Origin of the sequence: Methylobacterium sp. GC_Met_2 (genome assembly GCF_026540795.1) — a bacterium.
Lineage (GTDB): Bacteria > Pseudomonadota > Alphaproteobacteria > Rhizobiales > Beijerinckiaceae > Methylobacterium.
Genome location: NZ_JALNUM010000016.1, coordinates 19227 through 43029, shown reverse-complemented (window position 1 = coordinate 43029; position 23803 = coordinate 19227). Strand labels below are relative to the sequence as shown.

Annotated in this window: 23 protein-coding genes; 19 read left to right on the top strand and 4 right to left on the bottom strand. The window is 60.8% G+C overall.

Annotated elements, in window-relative coordinates:
* The first annotated feature begins 55 nt into the window (after window positions 1-55).
* From OXS49_RS08585 to OXS49_RS08575, 3 genes are all read left to right on the top strand, one after another.
* Window positions 56-760: a sugar phosphate nucleotidyltransferase gene (locus OXS49_RS08585; RefSeq protein WP_267423508.1), complete on the top strand. Its 705-nt coding sequence runs from the start codon at window positions 56-58 to the stop codon at window positions 758-760.
* 30 nt (window positions 761-790) lie between these two features.
* Window positions 791-1816: a hypothetical protein gene (locus tag OXS49_RS08580; protein WP_267423506.1), complete on the top strand. Its 1026-nt coding sequence runs from the start codon at window positions 791-793 to the stop codon at window positions 1814-1816.
* A 172-nt stretch (window positions 1817-1988) separates the two neighbouring features.
* On the top strand, window positions 1989-2537 hold the full coding sequence (locus tag OXS49_RS08575; protein WP_267423550.1) for an SIS domain-containing protein: 549 nt from the start codon (window positions 1989-1991) through the stop codon (window positions 2535-2537).
* A gap of 207 nt (window positions 2538-2744) precedes the next feature.
* On the opposite strand, the gene OXS49_RS08570 is transcribed toward OXS49_RS08575, so the two are convergent.
* The 3 genes from OXS49_RS08570 to OXS49_RS08560 form a co-directional block, all read right to left on the bottom strand.
* Window positions 2745-3698, bottom strand: a complete 954-nt coding sequence (locus OXS49_RS08570; protein WP_267423504.1) for a hypothetical protein — start codon at window positions 3696-3698, stop codon at window positions 2745-2747.
* Window positions 3699-3724: 26 nt separating this feature from the next.
* A complete protein-coding gene (locus OXS49_RS08565) occupies window positions 3725-5896 on the bottom strand; it encodes a hypothetical protein (RefSeq protein ID WP_267423502.1) in 2172 nt (723 codons plus the stop codon).
* A gap of 113 nt (window positions 5897-6009) precedes the next feature.
* Complete coding sequence (locus tag OXS49_RS08560; RefSeq protein WP_267423500.1) at window positions 6010-6555, bottom strand: adenine phosphoribosyltransferase; 546 nt, start codon at window positions 6553-6555, stop codon at window positions 6010-6012.
* Between the two features lie 291 nt (window positions 6556-6846).
* Between OXS49_RS08560 and OXS49_RS08555 the strand changes: the two genes are divergently transcribed.
* The 15 genes from OXS49_RS08555 to OXS49_RS08485 all read left to right on the top strand — a co-directional run bounded on the left by OXS49_RS08555 (window position 6847) and on the right by OXS49_RS08485 (window position 22395).
* Entirely contained in the window at window positions 6847-8514 is a 1668-nt protein-coding gene (locus OXS49_RS08555; protein WP_267423498.1) for a radical SAM protein, read from the top strand.
* A gap of 161 nt (window positions 8515-8675) precedes the next feature.
* Window positions 8676-9494 (top strand): 1-deoxy-D-xylulose-5-phosphate synthase N-terminal domain-containing protein, encoded by an 819-nt coding sequence (locus OXS49_RS08550; protein ID WP_267423496.1) that lies wholly within the window; start codon window positions 8676-8678, stop codon window positions 9492-9494.
* Window positions 9491-10459 carry a transketolase C-terminal domain-containing protein gene (locus OXS49_RS08545; RefSeq protein ID WP_267423494.1) on the top strand — a complete coding sequence of 323 codons (969 nt, stop codon included), beginning with the start codon at window positions 9491-9493 and terminating at the stop codon, window positions 10457-10459. Before OXS49_RS08550 ends, OXS49_RS08545 begins: the two co-directional genes overlap by 4 nt.
* Window positions 10456-11625 carry a DegT/DnrJ/EryC1/StrS aminotransferase family protein gene (locus OXS49_RS08540; RefSeq protein WP_267423492.1) on the top strand — a complete coding sequence of 390 codons (1170 nt, stop codon included), beginning with the start codon at window positions 10456-10458 and terminating at the stop codon, window positions 11623-11625. Before OXS49_RS08545 ends, OXS49_RS08540 begins: the two co-directional genes overlap by 4 nt.
* A 130-nt stretch (window positions 11626-11755) precedes the next feature.
* Entirely contained in the window at window positions 11756-12694 is a 939-nt protein-coding gene (locus OXS49_RS08535; protein WP_267423490.1) for an NAD-dependent epimerase/dehydratase, read from the top strand.
* Window positions 12695-12787: 93 nt separating this feature from the next.
* Entirely contained in the window at window positions 12788-13663 is an 876-nt protein-coding gene (locus OXS49_RS08530; RefSeq protein WP_267423488.1) for an S-methyl-5'-thioadenosine phosphorylase, read from the top strand.
* 121 nt (window positions 13664-13784) lie between these two features.
* A complete protein-coding gene (locus tag OXS49_RS08525; protein WP_267423485.1) occupies window positions 13785-14483 on the top strand; it encodes a methyltransferase domain-containing protein in 699 nt (232 codons plus the stop codon).
* Between the two features lie 78 nt (window positions 14484-14561).
* Window positions 14562-15665 (top strand): S-methyl-5-thioribose-1-phosphate isomerase, encoded by a 1104-nt coding sequence (gene mtnA, locus OXS49_RS08520; RefSeq protein ID WP_267423483.1) that lies wholly within the window; start codon window positions 14562-14564, stop codon window positions 15663-15665.
* Window positions 15662-16765 (top strand): HAD family hydrolase, encoded by a 1104-nt coding sequence (locus OXS49_RS33605; protein ID WP_346016937.1) that lies wholly within the window; start codon window positions 15662-15664, stop codon window positions 16763-16765. Before mtnA ends, OXS49_RS33605 begins: the two co-directional genes overlap by 4 nt.
* A 208-nt stretch (window positions 16766-16973) precedes the next feature.
* On the top strand, window positions 16974-17960 hold the full coding sequence (locus tag OXS49_RS08510) for a GDP-L-fucose synthase (protein ID WP_267423481.1): 987 nt from the start codon (window positions 16974-16976) through the stop codon (window positions 17958-17960).
* 227 nt (window positions 17961-18187) lie between these two features.
* Window positions 18188-18406: a hypothetical protein gene (locus tag OXS49_RS08505; protein WP_267423479.1), complete on the top strand. Its 219-nt coding sequence runs from the start codon at window positions 18188-18190 to the stop codon at window positions 18404-18406.
* Window positions 18407-18484: 78 nt separating this feature from the next.
* On the top strand, window positions 18485-19105 hold the full coding sequence (locus tag OXS49_RS08500; RefSeq protein WP_267423477.1) for an NUDIX hydrolase: 621 nt from the start codon (window positions 18485-18487) through the stop codon (window positions 19103-19105).
* A 335-nt stretch (window positions 19106-19440) separates the two neighbouring features.
* On the top strand, window positions 19441-19632 hold the full coding sequence (locus OXS49_RS08495) for a hypothetical protein (RefSeq protein WP_267423475.1): 192 nt from the start codon (window positions 19441-19443) through the stop codon (window positions 19630-19632).
* A 600-nt stretch (window positions 19633-20232) separates the two neighbouring features.
* Window positions 20233-21348, top strand: a complete 1116-nt coding sequence (locus tag OXS49_RS08490) for a putative sugar O-methyltransferase (RefSeq protein ID WP_267423473.1) — start codon at window positions 20233-20235, stop codon at window positions 21346-21348.
* 90 nt (window positions 21349-21438) lie between these two features.
* Window positions 21439-22395: a glycosyltransferase family A protein gene (locus OXS49_RS08485; protein ID WP_267423471.1), complete on the top strand. Its 957-nt coding sequence runs from the start codon at window positions 21439-21441 to the stop codon at window positions 22393-22395.
* A 140-nt stretch (window positions 22396-22535) separates the two neighbouring features.
* Here the strand turns inward: OXS49_RS08485 and OXS49_RS08480 are convergent, their stop codons facing one another.
* Window positions 22536-22685 (bottom strand): hypothetical protein, encoded by a 150-nt coding sequence (locus tag OXS49_RS08480; RefSeq protein WP_267423469.1) that lies wholly within the window; start codon window positions 22683-22685, stop codon window positions 22536-22538.
* 146 nt (window positions 22686-22831) lie between these two features.
* Between OXS49_RS08480 and OXS49_RS08475 the strand changes: the two genes are divergently transcribed.
* Window positions 22832-23793 (top strand): IS630 family transposase gene (locus tag OXS49_RS08475; protein WP_267423467.1). Its coding sequence is split into 2 segments (ribosomal slippage): window positions 22832-23180 and window positions 23180-23793, totalling 963 coding nucleotides; the frame shifts between segments, so codons are not numbered across the junction.
* Window positions 23794-23803: the final 10 nt, after the last annotated feature.

The window sequence follows — 23803 nt, the reverse complement described above, 5'->3', positions numbered from 1 at the left end:
GGGCAGGCTGCATTCACGCATCAAATTCGTGTGACCTGGAACCGTACGATGAGACATGCAGATGGCCGATGCAATATCCAGCGTTGACGCGTACGTATTGGCCGGCGGAAGGGGAACACGCATCAAGTCGGTCCTGGGTGACATCCCGAAAATCCTGGCACCTATTCGCGGCACACCCTTTCTGGATCTTCTCCTCCTGCGCTTACAGGCACAGGGATTGCACCGCATCATTCTCGGCCTGGGTGTCGGCGCCGAAGCCGTCAAGGCGCATCTCAACGGCGCGGGACGGATCAATCTCCAGATTGAGACGGTCATAGAGCCCCATCCGCTGGGCACGGCCGGCGCACTCCGTCATGCGGCGGCACATTTCCAGAGCGATCCTGTACTGGTCATGAACGGCGACACGATCTGCGATGCAGATCTCGACGCCATGCTGATTCAGCATCGCCGAGAGAACGCCTACATCACGGTCGCCTGCGCGCATGTCGAGCGGACCGACAGGTTTGGATCCATCCTGCTCGATTCCGACGGATCTATCAAAACCTTCCACGAGAAAAGCACCACTGCGACCACATCGCTAGTGAATGCGGGATTGTACATGTTTTCCAAAGAAGCGTTGCGAGCTTTGGTCGATACAGACGCGATGTCATTGGAAAGCGATTTCATGCCCAGAGCCTTCGATCATCGTGTCAGACCATTCATTCTGAAAGACACGTTTTTCGACTTCGGAATACCGGAAGCTTACTCACAAGTTTCTTGATATCAGATGCACCTGACCTGAGGTAACCAGATGATCATCACGCGAACGCCGTTTCGGGTCTCGCTCTTCGGAGGGGGCACCGATTACCCCGCTTGGTGCAACGAGCATGGCGGGGCAGTCCTCGGCTTTGCCATCGATCGCTACTGCTACATCACTCTGCGTCATCTACCGCCGTTCTTTGAGTACAAGCATCGCGTCGTCTACTCCCGCATCGAAACGGTTCAGGATGCCAGCGAGATCGGGCACCCGGTCGTACGGGCGGCGCTCGGAGAGTTCGACTTCCGGGAAGGCTTGGAAATCCATCATGACGGCGATCTACCTGCGCGATCGGGTCTCGGTTCGAGTTCATCGTTTACCGTAGGCCTTCTCAACGCGCTGCACGCGCTCCGTGGGCAGTCATGCACGAAGGATCAGCTCGCCAAGGAAGCCATTCATGTCGAGCAACGGTTGCTGGCGGAAAACGTGGGCCTCCAAGACCAGGTCTGGGCCGCCCATGGCGGCTTCAATCGGATCGAATTCGGCGCGGATCGCTTCACCGTGATGCCCCTGATCGTGCCACGCGCCCGCCTCGAAAACCTGATGAGCCATCTTGTGCTCTACTTCACGGGCTTCAGCCGCTTCTCATCAGACGTTGCTAAGGAGAGCATACGAGCGATCCCGTCGAAGCATCAAGAATTGTCGACGATGTACGAGATGGTATCCGAGGCGCAAAGTATCATCTGCAATCTGAACACCCCGATCAGCGAAGTCGGCCATCTTCTTCATGAGGGCTGGAAGCTCAAGCGCAGCCTCTCGGCGTCCGTTGCCACGCCGGCCATCGATGACATCTATGCCGCCGGGCGCGATGCGGGGGCCATCGGAGGCAAGCTGCTCGGAGCGGGAGGGGGTGGATTCCTGCTGTTCTTCGTTGAGCCTGAGAAGCGCGAGGCGTTGCGCGCCCGGCTGAGCAACCTCATCGAAGTCGATATCGATGTCGACTTCGATGGTAGCCGCGTCATGTTGTTCGAACCCGATGGATTCCGGTCACGCGTCAAGGGGCGCAGCTGGGCCGCCTGACGGATGCGTCAGAGGCGCTGACAATCGTCGCACAGGGCTACATCCCTCCGAGGATCGGTTCTGTCGCTGTCGGTACGGCGCGGCGGGGTAAAACAATTCTTGAGTCGAGCGAGTAGAGAGCGCGATGCAACGAACCGAGGAACCGATGGCCGGCGATATCAGGTCTTCGCTGATGACAGGGGCCCAGGCTCTCGAACGGGCAGCGTCCCACGTCGATCCAGCCTTGTTCGAGCGGGCGGCGGCGACGGTTGCCGAGAGCCTCCAGACAGGCCACTCCTTCCTGATCTGCGGCAACGGTGGATCGGCGTCCGACGCCATGCACATCACCGGGGAGTTGGTCGGACGTTTCCTGAAGGAGCGGCGCGCCCTGCGTGCGATTTGCCTGTCCAGCAATCCCGCGGTTCTCACGGCATGGTCCAACGATTACAGCTTTGAAACGGTCTTCTCACGGCAGGTGGAGGCATATGGGCAAGCAGGCGGCGTCCTGCTTGGACTGAGCACGAGCGGCAATTCAGCGAATGTCATCCGCGCGTTCGAGGTGGCGCGCGAGATGGGCATGACGACCATTGGCTTGACCGGTCGCGGAGGCGGAAAGATCGCAGCCGTCTCGGACGTCCTTCTCGATGTTCCCGCGGCCTCGACCCCGATCATCCAGCAGGTTCATATCTGCTACTATCACTACCTATGCGAGAGAATTGAGCAGATCGCCTTTAGCGAATGACCGTTGCCGGGATCGATCCCTGGCCGCTGGTTGAATGGAAGCGCTGCCGGGAGGTTATGAACCGGCCCGACGCTCGAGGGCGCCCTGGTCGCGGGATAGGCGGGTCGGCCGAGGCTCGATCCTGTTCGCGTTCGGGCCCGCGGGAGTCAGGTATACACCCACCGCCATGCCGTCGAAAACTCCGCATCACGGCTTGACGATGATGCATCATGCGCGCGAGCCGACACGCTCAAGCTCAGCCCAAGACGCAAAAAACTCATCGGGAACCGTACGGATCTGCGATTCAGCGAAAGCCTGATAAGTCTCGATCGTCGACGCCGTTCTCATCGCGAAATTGTCTTCCAAGATAAGCTTGATCGCCTTCAGGGAGAAACTTTGATTGATGATCGAGTAAGCGTCAATCGCACTGCCCGGCTCCAACAGAACCGACATAGTCAGCCGGCCCAATGACAACCCATACAAGATACGCATCGGGCTTGACCAGATCCAGTTGGAATATTGCGGTATATTTAAAGCAAGGCTTGCAGAGAGGTAGGATTTAGCGCGTGACAACTGATTGTTCGCTAGCCCAATAACCCTGATCGAAATCTCCTTCTCCAGGACCGCCAGCACATCGCGCCGCAGCTGCGTGATAGACCCTGTAAAGATCGCATCACATCGTGCCGGGATCCGTGATCGAGCCAAAGCTTGGTCGATCTTGAGCGGTGGAAAGGGCAGATGAACGATATGCTGCCTTGGCAACAGCGACTGAACGCCGTTCAGCCGGGGCAAATCCCCGAGCGCTATCAGCGCGGTCGCATACTTTGAAGCCTCGAGCAGGCCGGCAAATCGCCCGATGGATGTGGACTGATCTATGTAATCACCGACCGTTTCCCCAGCCCAGAGATTCTCATTGTAAAGAAACGGCGTTCCATTTCGGTAATCGAGATGCTCCGTGGCAATGATCGCAATCCGCTTTCCTGTTCGCGCATGAAATTCCCCGATCCTCTCGCAGACTTTGGGATCAAACGCCTCGATCATCAGGTTGAGAGCATCCGAACGAAACTCGCCGCCAATTGAGAATGGGACTTTTTTGTACGCGAATAGCAGCCGCAAAAACAAGATCTGATCGTTGATCCCCATGATCGATTGATGGAATGTCACCAAATGAACCGAATACATTATCGGCGAATCCCCCATCATCCGCATCACAGCCCCTGCGGACGAAAGTCGCCGAAGTCCCGCTTGCCTTGCGGCAGCATGGCGCTTGCCGCTCGCGACTGGCTCGCCACGACACCGCAGATCAAATGCCAAGATGATCCTTGCAGACGGATCTCGATGGAGGCCCGGGTCTCGGTCCGCCGTCGATCAAACGATAAGAAGCGCCTTCTTGCCGACATGCACGGCGCGCCGCCGAGGCCTTCGACGCGGTAATGCATGAATTCGACATTGATATTGTCATTCATCATGTTGATCGATGTTCGCAGTCGCCCATGTACCGCGGGAGAAGAGGGCACAAATCGCCAGGCTGTGGATCTGTGATAGGGAAGCTCGCAGTTAAGCTTTGGAATAATGATGTCTTCGGGACTGAAAAGGCGCGGGTAGGACATGAAAATCCGCGCACGGCGAGGCGTGGAGACATAAACGGCGAGCTTCGAGGCCGCTGGCACCGTCAGAGTGTAACAGCTACGGCCGATCGACGATGCCTCAAGCCGTTGGGCCTGAACCATTTGATCATTCAACGTGAAGATCAATTCCGGCCTCACGACCGCTTCAGATCTGTCCCCAGGGCTGGATGAGACTCTTTCGTGGAGCAAACCACGTTCGAGATTCACATCATTGACCAAGACATCAATTTCGAATTGATAGAATCCTCGTTCCATCGCGGCTTCGGCCAATAGCGTCGTTCCCGATGGAAACGCGACGTCGTAGACGTTGAGCCGTTCAATTCCTAACGACGGCAAGAAATCCGTCAGTTGCTGCTGAGACAGTGTACGTTGCGCCCGTTCCGGCGCAAAAGCATTGGTCAGGGCTGCACTGACGTCGCTGAACAACAAGCTTCGAGCGGCGAGATCCGTGCCTTTCGACGGGGCCGAATTGGCGTCCGACAGCGCGATGCTTGCACCGTTGGAACACAGGAGTTTTGCCGCAACGCGGTGTTCCTCCACCCAATCGCCGAGAAACTTGAAATCCGCCGCAACCACGGCAGTCCCGTTGGGGAGGTGCCCCCCGGCCGGCTGGGGAAATGTCATACGGGGGCCGGAAACGACCGCCCCGGCGAAGTCCAGTCCTTGAGGCACCCTGGCGTCGTCCATGAAGATCGCCGAACATTGTGTGAATGCGTCGACGGCCGAGCCTTGGACAGCGCTGGACAGGTCGGCCAATTTCGCTGGCTCATAGATGGCGGGTAGGCGTCCGAGTTCGTCAGACGCTTGAATGAAGTGTGCCGCGATTGGGAGGGGAACACCCCAGAAGGCTTTCATTCCGGCCGCCCAGGGTCCATCCAGATGGACGACGCGGCACCCGTGATTGACGGCTTCTTCACAGACGAAATCATCAATTTCGGCCGTGAGATGGAGGAAAACGTGGCCGATGGCGAATAGATTCTGCAGTTCTGCTGGCCCGATGCGCGGCTTCAACATCCGCAATCCCCGAATATCGGGCACAGCCTGAAGCATCGACGGACCGACAAATCCGCTCGGTCGAGCCCAATAGACCTGACAATCTCCGTTCGTGCGTTGCACTTCTCTGATGAAATCGAAGGCCAGTCGCTCTGGTATGCTCAGACCGGAACTGTCCAGCCTTGACGGATCGGTTCGCCGATCGAAAACGATGATTTTTTCCGCCCCTTCTTTCCGATGCCGGCTTGCCATCTGCCGCGGAATGAACGTGTCCCAAACATGGAGCTTCGACTCGATGTTGCGGTGTGTGAATATTCTGAGGAAATCGTTCGCCAGGGCGTGGGATCGGATATGGATCGCCTCGCATATTGGCAGCATCAGAATATCATTGATGCGGTGTGTTAGATTTTCCAGGTCGTTGAGCGCTGGAGGCCTGCCGAGAAGACATTCGAAGGTCCGCGTAATGTTGTCCAATAGCAGGATGAAGGGGCGTTCGAAGCTGGCTAACAGAACGCTATGGTGCAGTTCCAGATCCGCTGCGTGATCGGCGATGACATTGAGGTCTGTGCGGGACAGCGGAAAGAACGGGCTGCCACTCGGCCCCTGTGCGGCAATCGCATCTGAAGCCCTGGCGTCGGGCAAGTCGGGTTTGAAGAACTGCAGCTCGCGTTGGCTCAGCATCCATCTGCGAAAGGCGGGATCGAAGCCGCCGACGCGGCGGTACGAATCTGTGTTCCAGGGTACGAGGGTGCGTCGCAAGGATGGGGTTCCCCGGTCAGATTTTTCGAAGTCGGAGACGCTGTCACACGGCTAGACGAAGGCAGGCGGCAAGGTAATTTCAGGACTGCGTCGGGCGCCGGTCGCGACCTTTCTCAATGACCCTCGAATTGCATGAGCGTGCGCACCTCGACGCCCATGTCGCGCAGGCGTTGTGCGCCGCCGATCTCAGGCAGGTCGATCACGAAGCAGGCCGCCACGATCTCGGCGCCGATCTTCTGCAGCAGGTTCACGGCCGCGGTGGCCGTGCCGCCGGTGGCGATCAGGTCGTCGACCAGCAGCACCTTGTCGCCGGGCTTCACGGCATCGACGTGGATCTCGATCTCGTCGGTGCCGTATTCCAGCGCGTAGGCGATCGAGACGGTCTTGTGCGGGAGCTTGCCCTTCTTGCGGATCGGCACGAAGCCCGAGGACAGCTGGTGCGCGATGGCGCCGCCCAGGATGAAGCCCCGCGCCTCGATGCCGGCGACCTGCTGGATCTGCCCGCCCGCGTAGGGGTGGACCAGCGCGTCCACCGCCCGCCGGAACGCCCGCGGGTCGCTCAGCAGGGTGGTGATGTCGCGGAAGACGATGCCGGGCTTCGGATAATCGGGAATCGAGCGGATCGACTCCTTCAGCGCGACGTGGCGGCGGGCTTCCATGCGTGCCAGACTTCCGTGATGGTATGATGTAGGGGAGGGGCGGCCGCGTCGCTTTCCGAAGGATTCGATCCGCGCCGCGCAGTTGTCGTCGGAATGCGGCCTGACCGCTGGTTCGATCCACCTGTATTCCGCGCCGGCTGATATCGAAATTGCTATACGTGGCCCGTTACGAGCACAAGAGTACCGCTCCGGACCGGTCAATCGGCTTTTGCGTCCAAGACCCGGCACGAGGAACGGATCGAGGCCGATCTCGAACCGACGCCGGACGCCCCCCCCCCCGGGCAACCGCACATGACCAGCCCGACGAGGCCGGTGGGCAGTTGCGGCCGCCACATTCAAACCACAAGAGGCTGCCAACCACAACCTCCGCGGCACGAGTTGCGCAGCCGCTACGACTCCTCATTGAAACGACGGCAAGATCAGAGCGATGCAATGCCCCGGCGTTTAGATGTTCTTATTGTCAATCCGGACTCCTCGGCGCAGGCCTATCAGGATCTCGCTCACGTTTATTCTGCGGTTGAGCCGCCGACCTGGGCTCTGCTGTTGGCGCAATCGTGCCGGAGCGCCGGATTCGGCGTCGGCATCTTGGATTGCGACGCTGAACGCCTGACCTTGGAGGAATCGTTACGCCGAATCGAAGACGCCGATCCGCGCCTGCTGCTGTTCTGCGTATACGGCCAGAACCCGAACTCGGGGACCACGAGCATGATCGGCGCGGGCCGGCTCGCGGCCGCGGCCAAGACCGATGCCCCGACCCGTCCGATCGCCTTCGTGGGTTCCCACACCAGTGCGCTTCCCTATGAGGTCCTGGCGCTTCCCTTCGTCGATATCGTGCTGCTCGGTGAGGGTGTCTACGCGCTACGCGATCTGCTGCGCTCGAATCTCTCCGACGATCTGCCGCGCGTGCGCGGCATTGGCTACAAGCCGGAGGGGGGGAAGGGGCTAATGACCCCGCCGCACGCCACCGTCCCGTCGGAACGGATGGATCACGATCTTCCGGGTTATGCCTGGGATCTCCTGCCCTACAGGGAGCAGCCGCTCGATCTCTACCGCGCGCATTTCTGGCACGCGGGCTTCGACCACGCGCAGCGCACCCCCTTCGCGGCGATCTACACGTCGCTGGGCTGCCAGTTTGCGTGCAACTTCTGCATGATCAACGTCGTCAATCGCATGGACGGCTCCGAGGACTCGGATGCGTCCTCCTCCCGGGGTATGCGCTTCTGGAGCGCAGACTTCATGCTGGGGGAGATCGAGAAGCTGGCGAAGATGGGGGTGGAAACGCTCCGGCTCAGCGATGAGATGTTCTTCCTGAACCGTCGTTACTACAACCCGCTGCTCGAAGGCATCATCGACCGCGGAATCAAGCTCAACATGTGGGCGTATTCCCGCATCGACACCGTCCGGCAGGATCGCCTGGATCTGTTCAAGCGGGCCGGCATCAACTGGCTGGCCCTCGGTGTCGAGGCCGGAAACCAGACCGTTCGGCAGGAAGTCTCGAAGGGATCGTTCCAGGACATCAACATTCGCGACGTCTGCAAAACGGTCCGAGACTCCGACATCAACATAATAAGTAATTATATCTTCGGATTTCCTGAAGATACGCACGAAACTATGCAGGAGACGCTGGATCTGGCGCTGGAACTCAACACAGAGATGGCTAACATGTATCCGTGCCAGGCGCTGCCGGGGAGCCCGCTCTACTCTCAGGCGCGCAAGCTCGGCTGGGAGCTTCCGTCGAGCTACGAAGCCTACGCGTTCCTGTCCTACGAATCCGAGCCGCTGGCGACGAAGTACTGCAGCGCCGCCGACGTGCTGAAGTTCCGCGATGCCGCTTGGCAGACGTACTTCACGAACCCGGATTATCTGGCCCTCGTCGGAAACCGTTTCGGGCCCGAGCAGCGTCGCAATGTCGAGGACATGAGCCAAGTGAAGCTGCGCCGGAAGCTGCTTGGCGATTGAAGCAGGGCCGAGGCGATCAGCCGTTGCGGGTTGTGCTGGCCCGGGCGGTGGGCACCGCCGGCTCCGAGAGGCTCAAACCCCCAACGGCATCGCGGAGAGCGGCACACCGCGCTCCGTCAGTGAGTCACCCCGTTTCACGCACGTAGGAAGGCTGATTGCACATGCAGAACGATCTCGCTGCATTGCGCGAGAGGGCGCGCTGGGTCTGGCGTGAAACGCTCGCGATCCATCAGAGGGCGCCCGAGACGCGGATCGCATCGTCCCTGTCGCCGATCGAGATCTTCGTAGCCCTCTACTATGGCGGCATCCTGAAGTTCGATCCCGAGAATCCTTATGCCCCGGAGCGCGACCGGTGCATTATTAGCAAGGGCCACGGCTCCATCTGCATGTATCCGATCCTCGCGGATCTCGGCTTCTTCCCGGCGGAGGAACTGATGCGGGTCTGCCATCGGGGTGGCTTCCTCGGCGGCATCCCGGATCCGGTCATCCCTGGCTACGAGACGGTCAACGGCTCGCTTGGCCACGGGCTCGGTGTCGGTTCGGGCATGGCGATCGGGAGCGTCCGTGCCGGACAGTCGCGCAACGTCTTCGTGATCTGCGGCGACGGCGAGATGCATGAGGGCTCGAACTGGGAAGCCGTCATGTTCGCGGGCCATCACGGCCTCGACAACCTGAACCTCGTGATCGACGACAACGCCACCGCGATGCTCGATCACACGCGCAACATCATTGGGCACGGCGATCTCGCGGCCCGCCTCCGGGCCTTCGGGTGGGACGCGGAGGTCATCGAGGACGGGCACGACGTAAACGCGGTGTACGGCGTGCTGGCGGCAATGAAGGACCGTCACGCGGGGCGGCCCAAGGCGGCCATCGCCCGGACGATCAAGGGCCGGGGCATGCCGGGGATCGAGAACGCCTCCCTCAGCCACGTCATGGCGCTCAAGCCGGAGATCCTGTCCCAACTCCTGGAGGAGCTATGACCAGCAAGCCTCTCGCGATGCGAGACGCGTTCCTGACCCGCCTGCTGGGCCGGATGGACAGCGACCCGTCGCTCTTCCTCGTGACCGCCGATTTCGGCTCGCCCGTGATCGACGCGATCCGGTCGCGGCACGGCAGCCGTTTCATCAACGTGGGCATCGCCGAACAGGGCCTGATCAACGTCTCGGCCGGACTGGCCCTCGAGGGCTTCAACGTCTTCGCCTACGCGATCGCGCCGTTCATCACGATGCGCTGCTTCGAGCAGACCCGGGTCAACCTGTGTCTCCTCTCGCAGGTCCGTCCGATGAGCGTCAGCCTCGTGGGTGTCGGGGCCGGCTACAGCTACGTGGTCTCCGGCCCGACCCATCAATGCTACGAAGATATCTCGATCATGCGCACGCTCCCCAACGTGCGCGTGCTCTCGCCATCCGACCATGTCTCCGCCGGCGATCTGTTCGAGCTCTGCCATGAGCCGGGCATACGCTATCTGCGCCTCGATGCGCAGGTTCTGCCGGTGCTCGCCGAGGGGCACCTGGACGGGACGGGCCTGCGGCGGCTGCACGGCGAGGCCGGCCGGGTCGCCCTGGTGTCGACGGGCTTCATGTCCCACACGGCGATCGCCGTCGCCCGGGGCTTGGAGGAACGGGGTATCAGCTGCACGGTCGACGATTTGTGGGACCTCTCCCGCTTCGACCAGGATCACCTTGCGGCCCATCTCCGGGACCGGGACGTCATCGTCTCGCTGGAAGAGGGCTTCACCGGCCGGGGCGGGCTCGATGCCGTCATGCAGGGCCTGCTGCGGGAGCGGGCCATCGCGAGCCCGTACCTCCCCATGGGCGTGCCGCCGGCCTACGGGTTCGAGCTTGGATCGCGGGCGGAATTGCACCGCGAGGCGGGCCTCGACGACGAATCCTGCATTCGGGCGATCGTGAGCGCGGTGATGGAAAAGACAGGAGCGACCCGGTGAAATACCCGCTGATGCGCAACAACTTCAGCCGCGCCGATCTCGACGCCGTCATCGCGCACCTGCAGCAGGACGATCCGAAGCTGACCCACGGCCCCGAGGTCCGCACCTTCGAGGACGAGTGGTCGGAATGGGTCGGGGTGCGGTACAGCACCTTCGTCAATTCGGGCGCCTCGGCGAACCTCCTGACCATGGCAATCCTCAAGAACCGCCACCCGGACGGCGGTGAGGTGATCGTCCCGACCCTGACGTGGATCTCCGACATCGCGTCGGTGCTGCAGAACGGCTTCACGCCGGTCTTCGTCGACATCGATCCACGCACGCTCTCGATGAGCACCGACGCGGTTCTGGCCAAGCTGACCGACCGGACCCGGGCCGTCTTCATCACGCACGCGCAGGGCTTCGACGGCCTGACCGACCGGCTGATCGACGAACTCGCGCAGCGGGACATCCCGTTGATCGAGGATGTCTGCGAGTCGCACGGCGCCACCCATGCCGGCCGGCGGCTCGGCAGCTACGGCTGGATCTCGAACTTCTCCTTCTACTACGCGCACCACATGAGCACGATCGAAGGGGGGATGATCTGCACCAACGACATCGAGGTGCATCGGGCGGCCCGGATGCTGCGCTCGCACGGCATGCTGCGGGAGGTGGGCGACGACGATTACCGGCAGTCGGTCATCGCGAGCAATCCGGAGCTGAACCCCGATTTCATCTTCATGTTCGCGGCCTACAACACCCGCAACACCGAGATTGGCGGCATCCTCGGGCGTCACCAGCTGCGGCGTCTCGATGCCAACAACGCGCGCCGCACAGACAATTTCCTGCGCTTCCTCGACGGCATCGATGCAGCCCGGTTCCGCACGGACTTCAAGACCGAGGGCAGCTCGAACTACGCGTTCAACCTGATCCAGCGCGAGCCGGACCGTGACTATGCCAACCGCCTCATGAGCGGGATGCGCGCGCAGGGCATCGAGTTCCGCCGTGGAAGCGCGGGCGGCGGCAATCAGGTCCGGCAACCGTATCTGCGGACCATCGTGCCCGAGGGGAGCTGGCTCGAATACCCCGAAACCGAGCACGTTCACTTCTTCGGCTACTATCTCGGCAACTTCCCGGACCTGAAGCCCGAGGAAGTGACCGAGATCGTCGGGCTGATCAACGCAATCTGATCTCGAGCCGTGCCCGATCGCGTTGCAATCGGGCACGGCTCTAAACCTTCGCTTTAACGCGCTCTCATCCGCCGAACCGGTATGCACTTCGGCGGAGAGCGCTCTAGATCGTTATCGATTGGGAAGTACGATGTCTCACAACATCCTGGTCACCGGTGGGGCGGGCTATATCGGATCCACCTTGGTCCCGATGCTGCTCGACGCCGGCCACACCGTGACGGTGCTGGACAATTTCATGTTCCGGCAGGCCTCGCTCCACCACGTCTGTCATCATCCGAAGTTTCACGTGGTCCGGGGCGATATCCGCCTCCGGGACACGATGGCACCGCTCCTCAAGAAGGCCGACGTCATCATTCCCCTGGCCGCCTATGTCGGGGCACCGATGTGCAAGGCCGATCCGATCGGCGCGCAGACGATCAACCGCGACGCGATCGTCATGATGCTCGAGATGCTCTCGGCCGAGCAGACGGTGCTGATGCCGACGACGAACAGCGCCTACGGGACCGGCGACGAGCGCAACGAGTGCACGGAGGAGTCTCCGCTTCGGCCGATCTCGAAATACGCGATCGACAAGGTCGAGATCGAGAGCCGGCTGATGGAGCGTGGCAACGCCGTCAGCTATCGCCTCGCGACGGTGTTCGGCATGTCGCCGCGCATGCGCCTCGATCTGCTCGTCAACGATTTCACGTACCGGGCCTTCAACGACCGGTTCATCGTCCTGTTCGAGGGGCACTTCAAGCGGAACTACATCCACGTCCGTGACGTGTCCCGCGCCTTCCTGCATGCGCTCGACAATTTCGACGCCATGCGCGGGCAGATTTTCAATGTCGGCCTCTCGGAAGCCAATCTCTCCAAGCTCGAACTGTGCAGCCTGATCAAGAAGCAGATCGAGGATTTCTACTTCGTCGAGGCGAACGTCGGCAAGGATCCCGATCAGCGCAACTACATCGTCTCGAATGCGAAGCTCGAGGCCACGGGCTACGCGCCGTCGGTCAGCATGGATGCCGGGATCACCGAGTTGATCAAGGGCTTCACCATGTTGAAGAACACGGTCCACGGCAACGTCTGAGACAGCCCCGAGCGCACCGGCCAGGACGCCGCTGCGAGCCGAGGCTCGCAGCGGGTCGATGGTACGACAGAAGGAACGACGGAAGGAGCGGTGGTGACGGCAGCGGTACTGGGTGTGATGGGTGGCTCCGGCATCTACGACCTGCCGGGGCTCGAGGATGTCCGCGAGGAACGCGTCGCCTCCCCCTGGGGCGAACCCTCGGATGCCTTGCGCATCGGGCGGATCGGCGACACCAAGATCGTGTTCCTGGCCCGCCACGGCCGCGGCCACCGCTTCTTGCCCGCCGGCATTAACTACCGCGCCAATATCGACGCAATGAAGCGCGCCGGCGTCACCGATCTGGTCTCGCTCTCCGCCTGCGGCTCGTTCCGCGAGGAGCTGCCCCCCGGTCTGTTCGTGCTGGTCGATCAGTTCGTCGACCGCACCCATGGGCGCGCTTCATCGTTCTTCGGCGACGGCTGCGTCGCGCATGTGTCGGTGGCCCATCCGGTCGGGCCCGGCCTCCAGGCGCGGATCGCCGCCGCGGCGAGGTCAGAGGACATCCCGGTCCATCGCGGCGGCACCTACGTCTGCATGGACGGGCCTCAATTCTCCTCGCTCGCCGAATCCCGGGCCTACAAGGCGCAGGGTTTCGACGTGATCGGCATGACGAACATGCCCGAGGCCAAGCTCGCCCGCGAGGCCGAGATCACCTACGCGACGATCGCCATGGTGACCGACTACGATTGCTGGCACCCCGGCCACGACGCCGTGGACGTGGCGGCCGTGGTGGCGGTAGCGCGGGCCAACGCCGACAAGGCGGCCCGGCTCGTAGCGCGGTTCGCCCGGGATTTCCCGGCGGAGCGCGAGCCCTGTCCGGCCGGCTCGCACCGGGCGCTCGACGGGGCGATCATGACGGCGCCCGCCGTCCGCGACGCCGCGCTGCTCGCCAAGCTCGACGCCGTCGCGGGGCGGGTGCTCGGCTCGTGAAGGCCGAACCTTCAGGGAGCAGGTGTGGCGCCGCGAGCCGACGCACCGCCTCCCGGCCGAGGCGCCCCCTCCCGGCAACAGGGCCCAGCCTGGCCGAACGCCCGACATCGCCAGGCGTATCATGACAATCCGGGGCTTTGACTGGATCGCGCAGGGGCCGCCATCACGCCTGCGCGCTCCGGCGCGCGCGACGAGAGAGAGACCATTGATGTCAGAACCCACCTACACCGAATACGGCACGCTCGCTGAGTACACCGCCCAAAGCGAGCCGACGCATTTCGATGATCGCACCTTTCGGGACGAGTGGCAGAACGAGGTTTATGCGGAGGCCTACGCCCACTTCCGGGACCGGGGCTATCGACGCATCACGGATTTCGGGTGCGGCTCCGGCTTCAAGCTGGTCAAGTATTTCCCCGCGCCGACCACCATCGGAATCGAGATCGAACCGTCGCTCTCGCACGTTCGCGCGCAGTACCCGGATCGCGAGTGGCGGAGCGGCGAGGAATTGGTCCATAGCCTCCGAGACGCAGAAATGATCATCACGTCGGATGTCATCGAGCATCTGCCCGACCCGGGCGCGCTCCTTCAGGCCTTCGCGGATTCGCCAGCCGAGTTCTTCGTCATCTCGACACCGGCCCTGGAATTGCTGGCCGAGCGCAAGATGTCTCCACGCCTCGGGCCGCCGGCCAATCCGAGCCACATCCGCGAATGGACAACCGACGAATTTCACAAGTTCGTATCGCAATACCTCAGAGTGACCGCCCAGAAGATCACAAATATTCCGCAATGCACTCAGATGATCTTCGCGCGCAAGAAGTAAGACCGCGTCCGGTGCGTATCCCAACACGACGCCTGCAACGCTGCGGGTCGACGGAGCGATGAGAGCGAGGCAACAGCGTTGAACATCGACGGCCAACCCTACCGCACGATCTTCCCGGACCCCGATGGGGTGGGCGTCCAGGTGATCGACCAGACGCGTCTGCCCTTCGCGTTCGAGCTGAAGCGCCTCGCCACGCTGGACGACGCCGCCGTGGCGATCCGCACCATGGTGGTGCGCGGCGCGCCGCTGATCGGCGTCACCGCGGCCTACGGGCTGGCACTCGCCATGCGGGCGGATGCCTCCCCGGACGGGCTCGACCGGGCGGTGGCCACGCTCGCCGCCACGCGGCCGACCGCGATCAACCTGCGCTGGGCGCTGGACCGGGTCGCCGCCAACCTGCGGCAGGTGGCGCCCGACGCGCGCTTCGCCCGCGCCTTCGCGGAAGCCGGTCGCATCGCCGAGGAAGATGTCGCGAGCTGCCGTGCGATTGGCGCCCATGGCGGCCGGATCATCGCCGACCTGCACAGGGCCAAGGGTGACGACAGGCCCGTCACCGTGCTGACCCACTGCAACGCCGGCTGGCTGGCCACGGTGGATTGGGGCACGGCGCTGGCCCCGATCTACGCCGCCCACGAACAGGGCGTGCCGGTCCACGTGCTGGTCGACGAGACCCGCCCGCGCAGCCAGGGCGCGGCGCTGACCGCCTTCGAGCTGCACGGCCACGGCGTGCCCCACACGGTGATCGCCGACAATGCCGGCGGCCACCTGATGCAGCACGGGCAGGTCGACCTGTGCATCGTCGGCTCGGACCGGACCACCGCCTCGGGCGACGTCTGCAACAAGATCGGCACCTACCTGAAGGCGCTGGCCGCCCACGACACCGGCGTGCCGTTCTACGCGGCGCTGCCCTTCTCGACGATCGACTGGACGCTGCAGGACGGCGTGAAGGAGATCCCAATCGAGGAGCGCGACGGGCGCGAGGTCACCCACATGACCGGCCGGCTGGCCGATGGCGGCTTCGCCACGATCGAGGTGGTCTCGCCGGGCAGCCCAGTGGCCAACCCGGCCTTCGATGTGACGCCGGCCCGGCTGGTGACCGGCATCATCACCGAGCGCGGCGTGTGTGACGCGAGCGCCGAGGGGCTGTACGGACTCTATCCGGAGCGCCGGAAGGCGGCGTGAGCCGCTTCTCTCCTGAACTTATGATCCGGCCCCGCACCGCCGACAGGTCCTGGTTTAGCAGCGTGAACCCTTTCGATCTCCCGATCGCCGAACTCAAGGCCAACACGCTCTGGGTTGCAGAAGTGACGCCGGAAGCCGGCGGACTCGAACGCCAGCTGCTCGCGGTCGCCCGGCAGGGATTTGAAGCCTGTGCGCTGCTGACTCGGGCCACGGACGTGAAAGCGCCGGGGTCATCAGCTTTCCCCACAACAGTAAGATCAGCCTCGCCCACCCCAGATTTTCAGGTCCGCTATCAGCTTCTGGCCCGAGGCCGAATCGATGCCGACTTGGCAGCTCTGCTCATGGACCAGTTCAGATGCGCGCTGTGCCTGGTCTCCGCGGTTCCGTTGGATTCGGTCAACTTGGTGGAGACTTTGCGAGCCGTTCGGCAACGGATTCGAGATCCAAGAACGTCCCTTCCGCACGTCATTCGCGTGTTCGTACGCGGCGGCGATGCGGATGGAGCATTTGCAGGTGGCGCAGGTGCGACCGGTAGCTCGCTCCTCCCCCCCCTGCGACTGCGGCGGACCCTTCACCAGGGAGCAGCCTTCCTCGATCGCGACGGGGTTCTAAACGAGGATCTTGGCCATGTGGGCTCTCGAGATCGGTTCGCGTGGATTGAGGGCGCACAGGAGGCGGTCCGTCTCTTGAATGCGAATGGGTATTTCGTGTTCGTCGTCACCAATCAGGCTGGCGTCGCACGCGGCTACTACGCCGAAGATGACGTGATCGCCTTGCATCGATGGATGCAATCCGAACTGGCAGAGACAGGCGCGTTCATCGACGCGTTCCGCTATTGCCCCTACCATCCGACTTCTGGGATCGCTAATTACCGCCGCGATTCCGATTGGAGGAAGCCGCGGCCTGGAATGCTGCTGGACCTCATCCGGCAGTGGAACGTCGATATCGGCCGCAGTTTTATCATCGGCGACAAGCAGACAGACCTCCTTGCCGGCGCGAGCGCGGGCGTGGACGGAGTTCTCTTCGAGGGCGGCTGCTTGCGGACCTTCGTCGAGACCGTGCTCAATCGGGCCCCAGTTCAACACCACTATGTATGGTAACGGGGTCTCGTAGCCTCGAAAGATCGCCCCCGCATTTGCGGAGACATTGAACCGTGGATGAGGGTATGCAGCACCGACCCGACGACGCCGATCAGTACGCCTTGCCAACCTCATTCGCCTCAGAAAACGCGTGATTCGGCGAGAAGCCTATTGAAACGAACGCAGCAAGGCCATGCTGGATAGCTGGCCATAAGAATAAGGATCCGTGATGGATGATCTGAGGAATGATCGTGATCAGACCATCTTCGTGGCGGGCCACCGGGGCATGGTAGGCTCGGCGATCGTGCGGTGCTTGGAGGCACAGGGCTGCGGGCGCATCCTCACCGCCAACCGGCAGAGCCTCGACCTGACCGATCAGGCCGCGGTGCGCCAGTTCTTCGCCGACAATAGAATCAACCAAGTCTATCTAGCCGCTGCCAAGGTCGGCGGCATCCACGCCAACAACACCTACCCGGCCGAGTTCATCCACGACAACCTCGTCATCCAGACCAACATCATCCACGCCGCCCATACGAGCGGCGTCGACCGGTTGCTGTTCCTGGGCTCGTCCTGCATCTATCCCAAGCTCGCCGAGCAGCCGATGCGCGAAGACGCGCTGCTGACCGGCGTGCTGGAGCCGACCAACGAGCCCTACGCGATCGCCAAAATCGCCGGCATCAAGATGTGCGAGAGCTACAACCGCCAGTACGGGCGGCGCTACCGCAGCGTGATGCCGACCAACCTGTACGGGCCCAACGACAACTTCCACCCCGACAACGCGCATGTGCTCCCCGCGCTGATGCGCCGCCTGCACGAGGCGAAGGCGGCGGGCCGGGACAGCGTTGCGGTCTGGGGCACGGGCCGGGCGATGCGCGAATTCCTCCACGTGGACGACATGGCGCGCGCCAGCGTGTTCGTCATGCGGATGGACGATGCGGTCTACGCAAACAACACACGGCCGACGCTGTCGCACATCAACGTCGGTACGGGTCAGGACTGCACGATCGGCGAACTAGTGCACACGCTGGCGCGGGTGATCGGCTACGAGGGGCGATTGGAGTTCGATGCGTCGAAGCCCGAAGGTGCGCCGCGCAAGCTGATGGACGTCTCCCGGCTCAATGCTATGGGCTGGCGCCCCGAGATTAGCCTGGAGGATGGTCTGCGCCAGACCTACGGCTGGTTCCTGGAGAACTCTATAACCCTACGCGCGAGCTAAGCTCGACTTTGATTCATCGGGAGGCGTCGAGGGCAGCGAGGTGACGAAGCGGGTGTGATGGTTGAGCTGTGGTGTCCCGCCAGGAGACGCCGCCATGCTGCCCTGCCCAACCACTTCATCATCTCAGCGTACTCGATCCTCCGCTTCGATTTGCGCCGGCTGACCCAGGTTAGCCGGCAGTTGGCAAGTGGCGTAAGGAAGGTGGATCAGCGCGGATGGAGGATCCGATGAGCGACACGATCACGCGTGCCGAACTTGCCGAAGAGGCAGGCAAACTGGGGTTTGCCATGACTGGCTGGATCTACGACGTGATGAGCCGCCGCGAGGATTGGAACCAGGCCGCCCCAGTCGAGACGGTAACGGCGTTCCTCGCTGCGGTCCGTGAGCGTCTCAACAGCATAGAAGCCCGAGCCGGCATTACAGTTGATGCTGCGCCTAGAGGCTGAGCCCGAAGAGCCCGCTGCGCCGGTCTATTCCTCTCTTGGCATATCCTCTCTTGGCATCGATCGTGCAATGAGGACGCCGTGACTGATCGATCCTGGACCGTCACAGCCTCACGCTACGTCTTGAAAGATCGTTGGATCAGCGTGCGCGCTGATGATTGTCGCACGCCGAGCGGCACGGTTGTCGCACCCTACTATGTCATCGAATCCTCCAACGCGGTGCATGTCTTAGCTTTCGACGAGACCGACCGAGCGATCCTCGTTCGCCAGTACCGTCATCCCTACGGTGGACTGACTCTCGAACTGCCCGGTGGTCGCATAGACCCCGGCGAGACAGATCCGCTGATGGCGGCCGCGCGCGAGTTACGCGAGGAGACTGGCTACGGCGGTGGGACTTTCGAGGCCGCTGCCATCTTGTCCGTTGATCCACCGCGTATCGCCAACCGGACTCACTTCGTGGTGGCCCATGGCGTCATCCCAGGAAAAGCAGCTCCAGATCCATCGGAAGAGATCGAGATCGTGTTGATCCCGCGTGATGAACTGCGGGCGCTCGCTTGCCGGGGCGACCTCGTCACCGCGGCCCATCTCGGGATGATCCTGCTGGCACTGCTGCGAGCCGAGGCGTCAGGGGGAAGGGACAAGCGCCCCGGCAGCATCAAGGCTCACAAGGGTACCACCGCTGGCGCCACACCGAGAACCTGAGTACGACGGACTCTCGTGTGGCGAATCGGTCGAAGCCAGGGCGCTGAGGGCGTTATGAAGTAGAGTTTGAAAACGCCCCAAGCGCCGCACTCGCCCGGCCCCGCCCCCGATCTGCGTACCGGGCTGGGGAGCGTCCAATCTCACCAGCGATGAGGCGACCCGCAACGCGGCTTCGGCGCGCCGGCTGATGCAATTTAGAGCTCCTCACAAAACTCCGGGGCACCGGGAGGTCTCCCTCTGGCCGCAACAGGGCAGCGGGAGTTTTGCGAGAGGCTCTTAGCTAAAGGTCAGCAAGTGGCGTAAAGAGAGGCAGATCAATGCGGACGGAGAATTCTATGGGCGAGGAAATCACTCGTTCTGAAGTCACCGAACAGGCCGGCAAACTGGGGTTTGCCATGACTGGCTGGATCTACGAGGTGATGAATCGCCGCGAGGATCGGAGCCAGCCTGTCCTAGCCGAGCCATTGGCAGCATTTTTGCCCGCATTTCGGAGCGCGTCCACAACACCGAGGTCCGCGCTGGCCTGACATCTTGCGATGAGCCGAAGAGTCGAATTCGATAAAGCCTACTCAACCGGTCAGGGCGGGTCAAAGCGGAAGGAAGCAGAGCCAAGTCTAAATTATACGCGAACAGTCTGTCTTGAGAGTGAAAAGCAGAAGGGCTATTTGCACTCGCTGCTCAACATACGCTCATTGCACCATTAAGAAGTCAAGCAAGCGTTCAGCCACCAACGCGCTGTGCAGATCCACAAGTCGGTCGTTACCTACCTCGCCCTGCTGATTGCCGCAAAAAAGCAGCATACGAGACATGGTTGAACCGAGTGTCGATACTAACCACGGCATTCAATGAGGAGGGGATATGCATCAGCAAGGACGAGACGACGATGCCAAATTAGCAATATGCCGATTAGACCGCTAAACGAAGGATTGGATCCATGAAAGTAATCATTGAGAATGCTAAGTAATATGAATCTACGGCACAAGGAATAACACCGCATCGATTGCATTTGACTAAAATCCGGCTGGCGCGGGACGCTATATGCGAAGTCGAATGTCTAGCCGTTTCGAATGTTATCTCATCAGTCAGCAATAGCTAGCTGCCAATGTCATATTATTGGACAACATGCGATGACGATCTTCCCAAAAAATAAGCTCATCTCGGAGGATATCATTATGGCATACACGTTAGTAGATCTTTCACGAAACGCCGATCTGCCAGTATATATTTTCGAACGAATGCTATTACTAAGAGAAAGAATTATTTCCACAATAGAGCGTCGGACAGAGACAATACATAAATTAGGGCTTGATGAGAAATTCTGCATCGGCGACTCAAACTGGATTTCTGATGGATCGGCAGATTTTTTTCATGCTTCAAAATATGTCCAGGCCGGTGACTACAAAATTATAAACACCCTCCGGTTTTGGTCTCAATGTTTTACCGGATATAAGATCATGCGATTACAAGACGGCGCGGGGACGCATTCCGTCGAACCCGTCCCGGAGCCTTATGATAAGTGGTTGAGTGATAACCGCAGCTCGCCTGACAATTGGTGCCATCATTGGCACTCCCTCATGTCCTACAGACCAAAGCATATATTTTCGCCGCCACGAATGCTCGGCGAGATCGGCTGGGATGTGGAAGGTGTTGTCGTCAGCCATGACACATGCGCCTATCAAGAGCGTTTGTCCTTGATGGAAGAGGGAGGGGTATTCGCCCGGCTCGCGAAGTTGGGCCGCCCTCCCCAAATATTGGAGATCGGCGGTGGATATGGCGCGTTAGCTCGCGCGATCCATGCCCATTACCCACAATCTCGGTATGTAATATGCGACCTTCCCGAGTCTCTGGTTTTCTCAGGACTATATCTTACAGCAACGACCGGCCTCATCCCGGATGTATATAATGGCGAGGACGAATTTTCGCCATCGTCATCGTTCTCGCTGCTTCCGAACTATCTTTTCGATCTATGCGATCAGTCCGCCGTACAGTTTGATCTTGTTATCAATACGCTTTCGATGTCCGAAATGTCAGAACATCAGGTTCGACGCTACGCGCGCGGCATCAAACATCTTATTGGAAAGGAAGGCATTTTCTATGAACAAAATCAGGACAACACTGTTGTCGGTATGATTTATGCAAAAGATTATATTAAAGATATATTGAATTACAGGAAGAACATTGCGTCGCCGTTCCCGGTTGTGCATGGCTTGGCGGATCTATGGTCGAATATGCCGCTAAATTAATTCCATTCTGATCATTTGAGGCGCAAGTTATCTTGTGAATTGCGCCACACGCCAATCGCGATCGCGTCATAACCAACTGAGAGCTCAGTTATGAAAATTTCGATTACGTTGCCCTCTATATATCAAGATGATCTTCGCAGGCTGCTCGCAAATATACGCGATACGACTATAAATCCCGTCGAGGTAATTGTAGTCACACCAAATATCGAGCCGTTTGACTTTGAGATGAAGCCGAATCAGACGATTATATGGGTGCAAGAAAAAGCAAAACGGGGCTGCGCGGCTGCCCATGCTACGGCAGCGCAAATAGCGACGGGCGACTTCATCACACCCACCGCTGACGATTGTGATTATTTGGAGGGATGGGATGAGCACGCTCTCGATACATATCACAAGCGTGCACCGCATACCTCAGGCATGTTTTGCCTCGGACTACATCATGGATATGTTGGCACAGCCTTCGGAATATATTTTCCAGCCTTCTCATTCATGAAAACGACTGATGCTAGGAATTTTGGTTACTTCGACAGCCGGTACAAAAAGGATTTTACTGACCCAGATTTTGGCTTGAGGCTATGGTCGGTGGGCGGCAGGTGTGAATTTACCAGCAAGAAAATCGTCGAGATCACCGCTCTAGATGCTCGAAAAGCCGGCGAAAACTGTCTTCCTGAAGATTTAGATTTATTTGTAAATAGCTGGGGAGAAAAGTATGGTCTCAGAATGGAAAAATCACATATGCGCTCCATAATTGTCGATTTTGACCCAACTGTGCATCCAGAATTTGTCTCAGATAATACAGTCTTCTGCAATGATCCTGAATCCGTGTATAAGATGAGTTGTATATCGCCCCCTCATTTGATCAGCAGTACTGGTGGATGGAACTTGGTTTGGTTTCGTCACAAAGCGTTTGCAATTCACCAGTCAGTTGGCCCCCTTGATTTCGAGAAAGAGGAAGAAAGACTGTCGGAACTCGGCGGCATGAGCTTCACAAATATACCGGCGGCTGAGGAGTTCATTAGGGATGCAATACGTAGATCAAACCTATAGGTCTCAAGCAACAAGCCGGTGCCGCCCGAGCGGCGCTCCAAAAAATTTCTAAGCAAAAGGCCGGCCTTGGCAAATGGCTGTGAAAAGACGAAAGACGCCCCGGCCGAAGCCTGGGCGTCTTAAATAGTGTGAAGTAGTGTTTAAAGCGGTGGCCGGTCGGGCCGTCGCATGAAGGGCTTCAGCATAACGCCCCGCATCTCGTTCATGTAGTCCCGCACGAACTTGGCAATTTCGTCGATGCGTCGTTCGAGGCGGGTGATCACGTTGCCGGTCACGTAGGTCTGCGCCACCTCGACTTGAAGGCGCTCAGCTTCTCTTCGAGCCCCCGGATCTCGATCTTGGCCGCGGCCATGTCGATTGTGAGTGGCTAGAGCCGGTCCCGCGCCGCTTGAGACGGGTTAGCGGGTAGCGCGTTGGTAGGTGAAGGAGCTTGCTCATGCCTTCACCCCTGTCTGTGGACCTGCGCGAGCGTGTCGTGGCTGCCGTGGTGGCGGGTGCCTCCTGCCATCGCGCCTCAGCCCGCTTCGGGGTCAGCGTGTCGAGCGCCAGCCGCTGGTCGGAGCGCTTCCGCCACGAGGGCCAACTCGCCTCCAAGCCGATGGGCGGCGATCACACCTCGAAGCGCATAGAGGCGCATGCCGCGCTGATCCTGAGGATTTCCAGGCAGGAGCCGCGTCTTTTCCTGCGCGAGGTGCGCGACCGGCTGGCTGAGCAGGGCGTCCAGACCAGCACGAGCGGCCTGTCACGCTTCTTTGCCCGCCACGGGATCAGCTGGAAAAAGGGGCAACGTTCGCAGCTGAGCAGGAGCGTGCGGAAGTAAGGGCGGCCCGCGAGGCCTGGTTCGAGGCGCAGCCCGAGCTCGATCCGGATCGGCTGGTGTTCCTGGATGAGACGGCGGCTGCCACCAACATGGCGCGCCGCTATGGTTGGGCTCCGCGCGGTGAGCGCTGCCGGCTCGCAGCCCCGTTGGGCCACTACAAAACCACCACCATCACCGCCGCCCCGCGCACCAGTGGGCTGTGCGCCACCGCGCTATTGGACGGTCCCACGAACGGCAGGCGCTTTTGCAGCTACGTCACCGAGACCTTGGTCCCGGTGCTGCAGCCGGGCGACATCGTCGTCATGGATAACCTGCCAGCCCACAAAGTCGCCGGCGTACAGGACGCGATCGAGGCCGCAGGAGCGCGGCTGCTCTACCTTCCGTCCTACAGCCCTGATTTCAACCCGATTGAACAGGCCTTCGCGAAGCTGAAGGCGCTGCTACGCAGCGCGGCAGCCCGCACGATCCCGGATCTCTGGGCGGCGATCCGCCAAGCCTTCACGCGCTTTACTCTGCAGGAGTGCCGCAACTACATCGCCGCAGCCGGCTACGAGAACGACTTGGCCGTCGCTACCTGACCGGGAACAG

Coding starts and splice junctions, on each gene's coding strand:
- OXS49_RS08575 (WP_267423550.1), top strand. CDS start 1,989: ATGACAGGGGCCCAGGCTCTCGAACGGGCAGCGTCCCACGTCGATCCA.
- OXS49_RS08545 (WP_267423494.1), top strand. CDS start 9,491: ATGACCAGCAAGCCTCTCGCGATGCGAGACGCGTTCCTGACCCGCCTG.
- OXS49_RS08550 (WP_267423496.1), top strand. CDS start 8,676: ATGCAGAACGATCTCGCTGCATTGCGCGAGAGGGCGCGCTGGGTCTGG.
- OXS49_RS08525 (WP_267423485.1), top strand. CDS start 13,785: ATGACAATCCGGGGCTTTGACTGGATCGCGCAGGGGCCGCCATCACGC.
- OXS49_RS08495 (WP_267423475.1), top strand. CDS start 19,441: ATGGGCGAGGAAATCACTCGTTCTGAAGTCACCGAACAGGCCGGCAAA.
- OXS49_RS08560 (WP_267423500.1), bottom strand. CDS start 6,555: ATGGAAGCCCGCCGCCACGTCGCGCTGAAGGAGTCGATCCGCTCGATT.
- OXS49_RS08490 (WP_267423473.1), top strand. CDS start 20,233: ATGACGATCTTCCCAAAAAATAAGCTCATCTCGGAGGATATCATTATG.
- OXS49_RS08580 (WP_267423506.1), top strand. CDS start 791: ATGATCATCACGCGAACGCCGTTTCGGGTCTCGCTCTTCGGAGGGGGC.
- OXS49_RS08510 (WP_267423481.1), top strand. CDS start 16,974: ATGGATGATCTGAGGAATGATCGTGATCAGACCATCTTCGTGGCGGGC.
- OXS49_RS08535 (WP_267423490.1), top strand. CDS start 11,756: ATGTCTCACAACATCCTGGTCACCGGTGGGGCGGGCTATATCGGATCC.
- OXS49_RS08555 (WP_267423498.1), top strand. CDS start 6,847: ATGACCAGCCCGACGAGGCCGGTGGGCAGTTGCGGCCGCCACATTCAA.
- OXS49_RS08485 (WP_267423471.1), top strand. CDS start 21,439: ATGAAAATTTCGATTACGTTGCCCTCTATATATCAAGATGATCTTCGC.
- OXS49_RS08505 (WP_267423479.1), top strand. CDS start 18,188: ATGAGCGACACGATCACGCGTGCCGAACTTGCCGAAGAGGCAGGCAAA.
- OXS49_RS08585 (WP_267423508.1), top strand. CDS start 56: ATGCAGATGGCCGATGCAATATCCAGCGTTGACGCGTACGTATTGGCC.
- OXS49_RS08570 (WP_267423504.1), bottom strand. CDS start 3,698: ATGTATTCGGTTCATTTGGTGACATTCCATCAATCGATCATGGGGATC.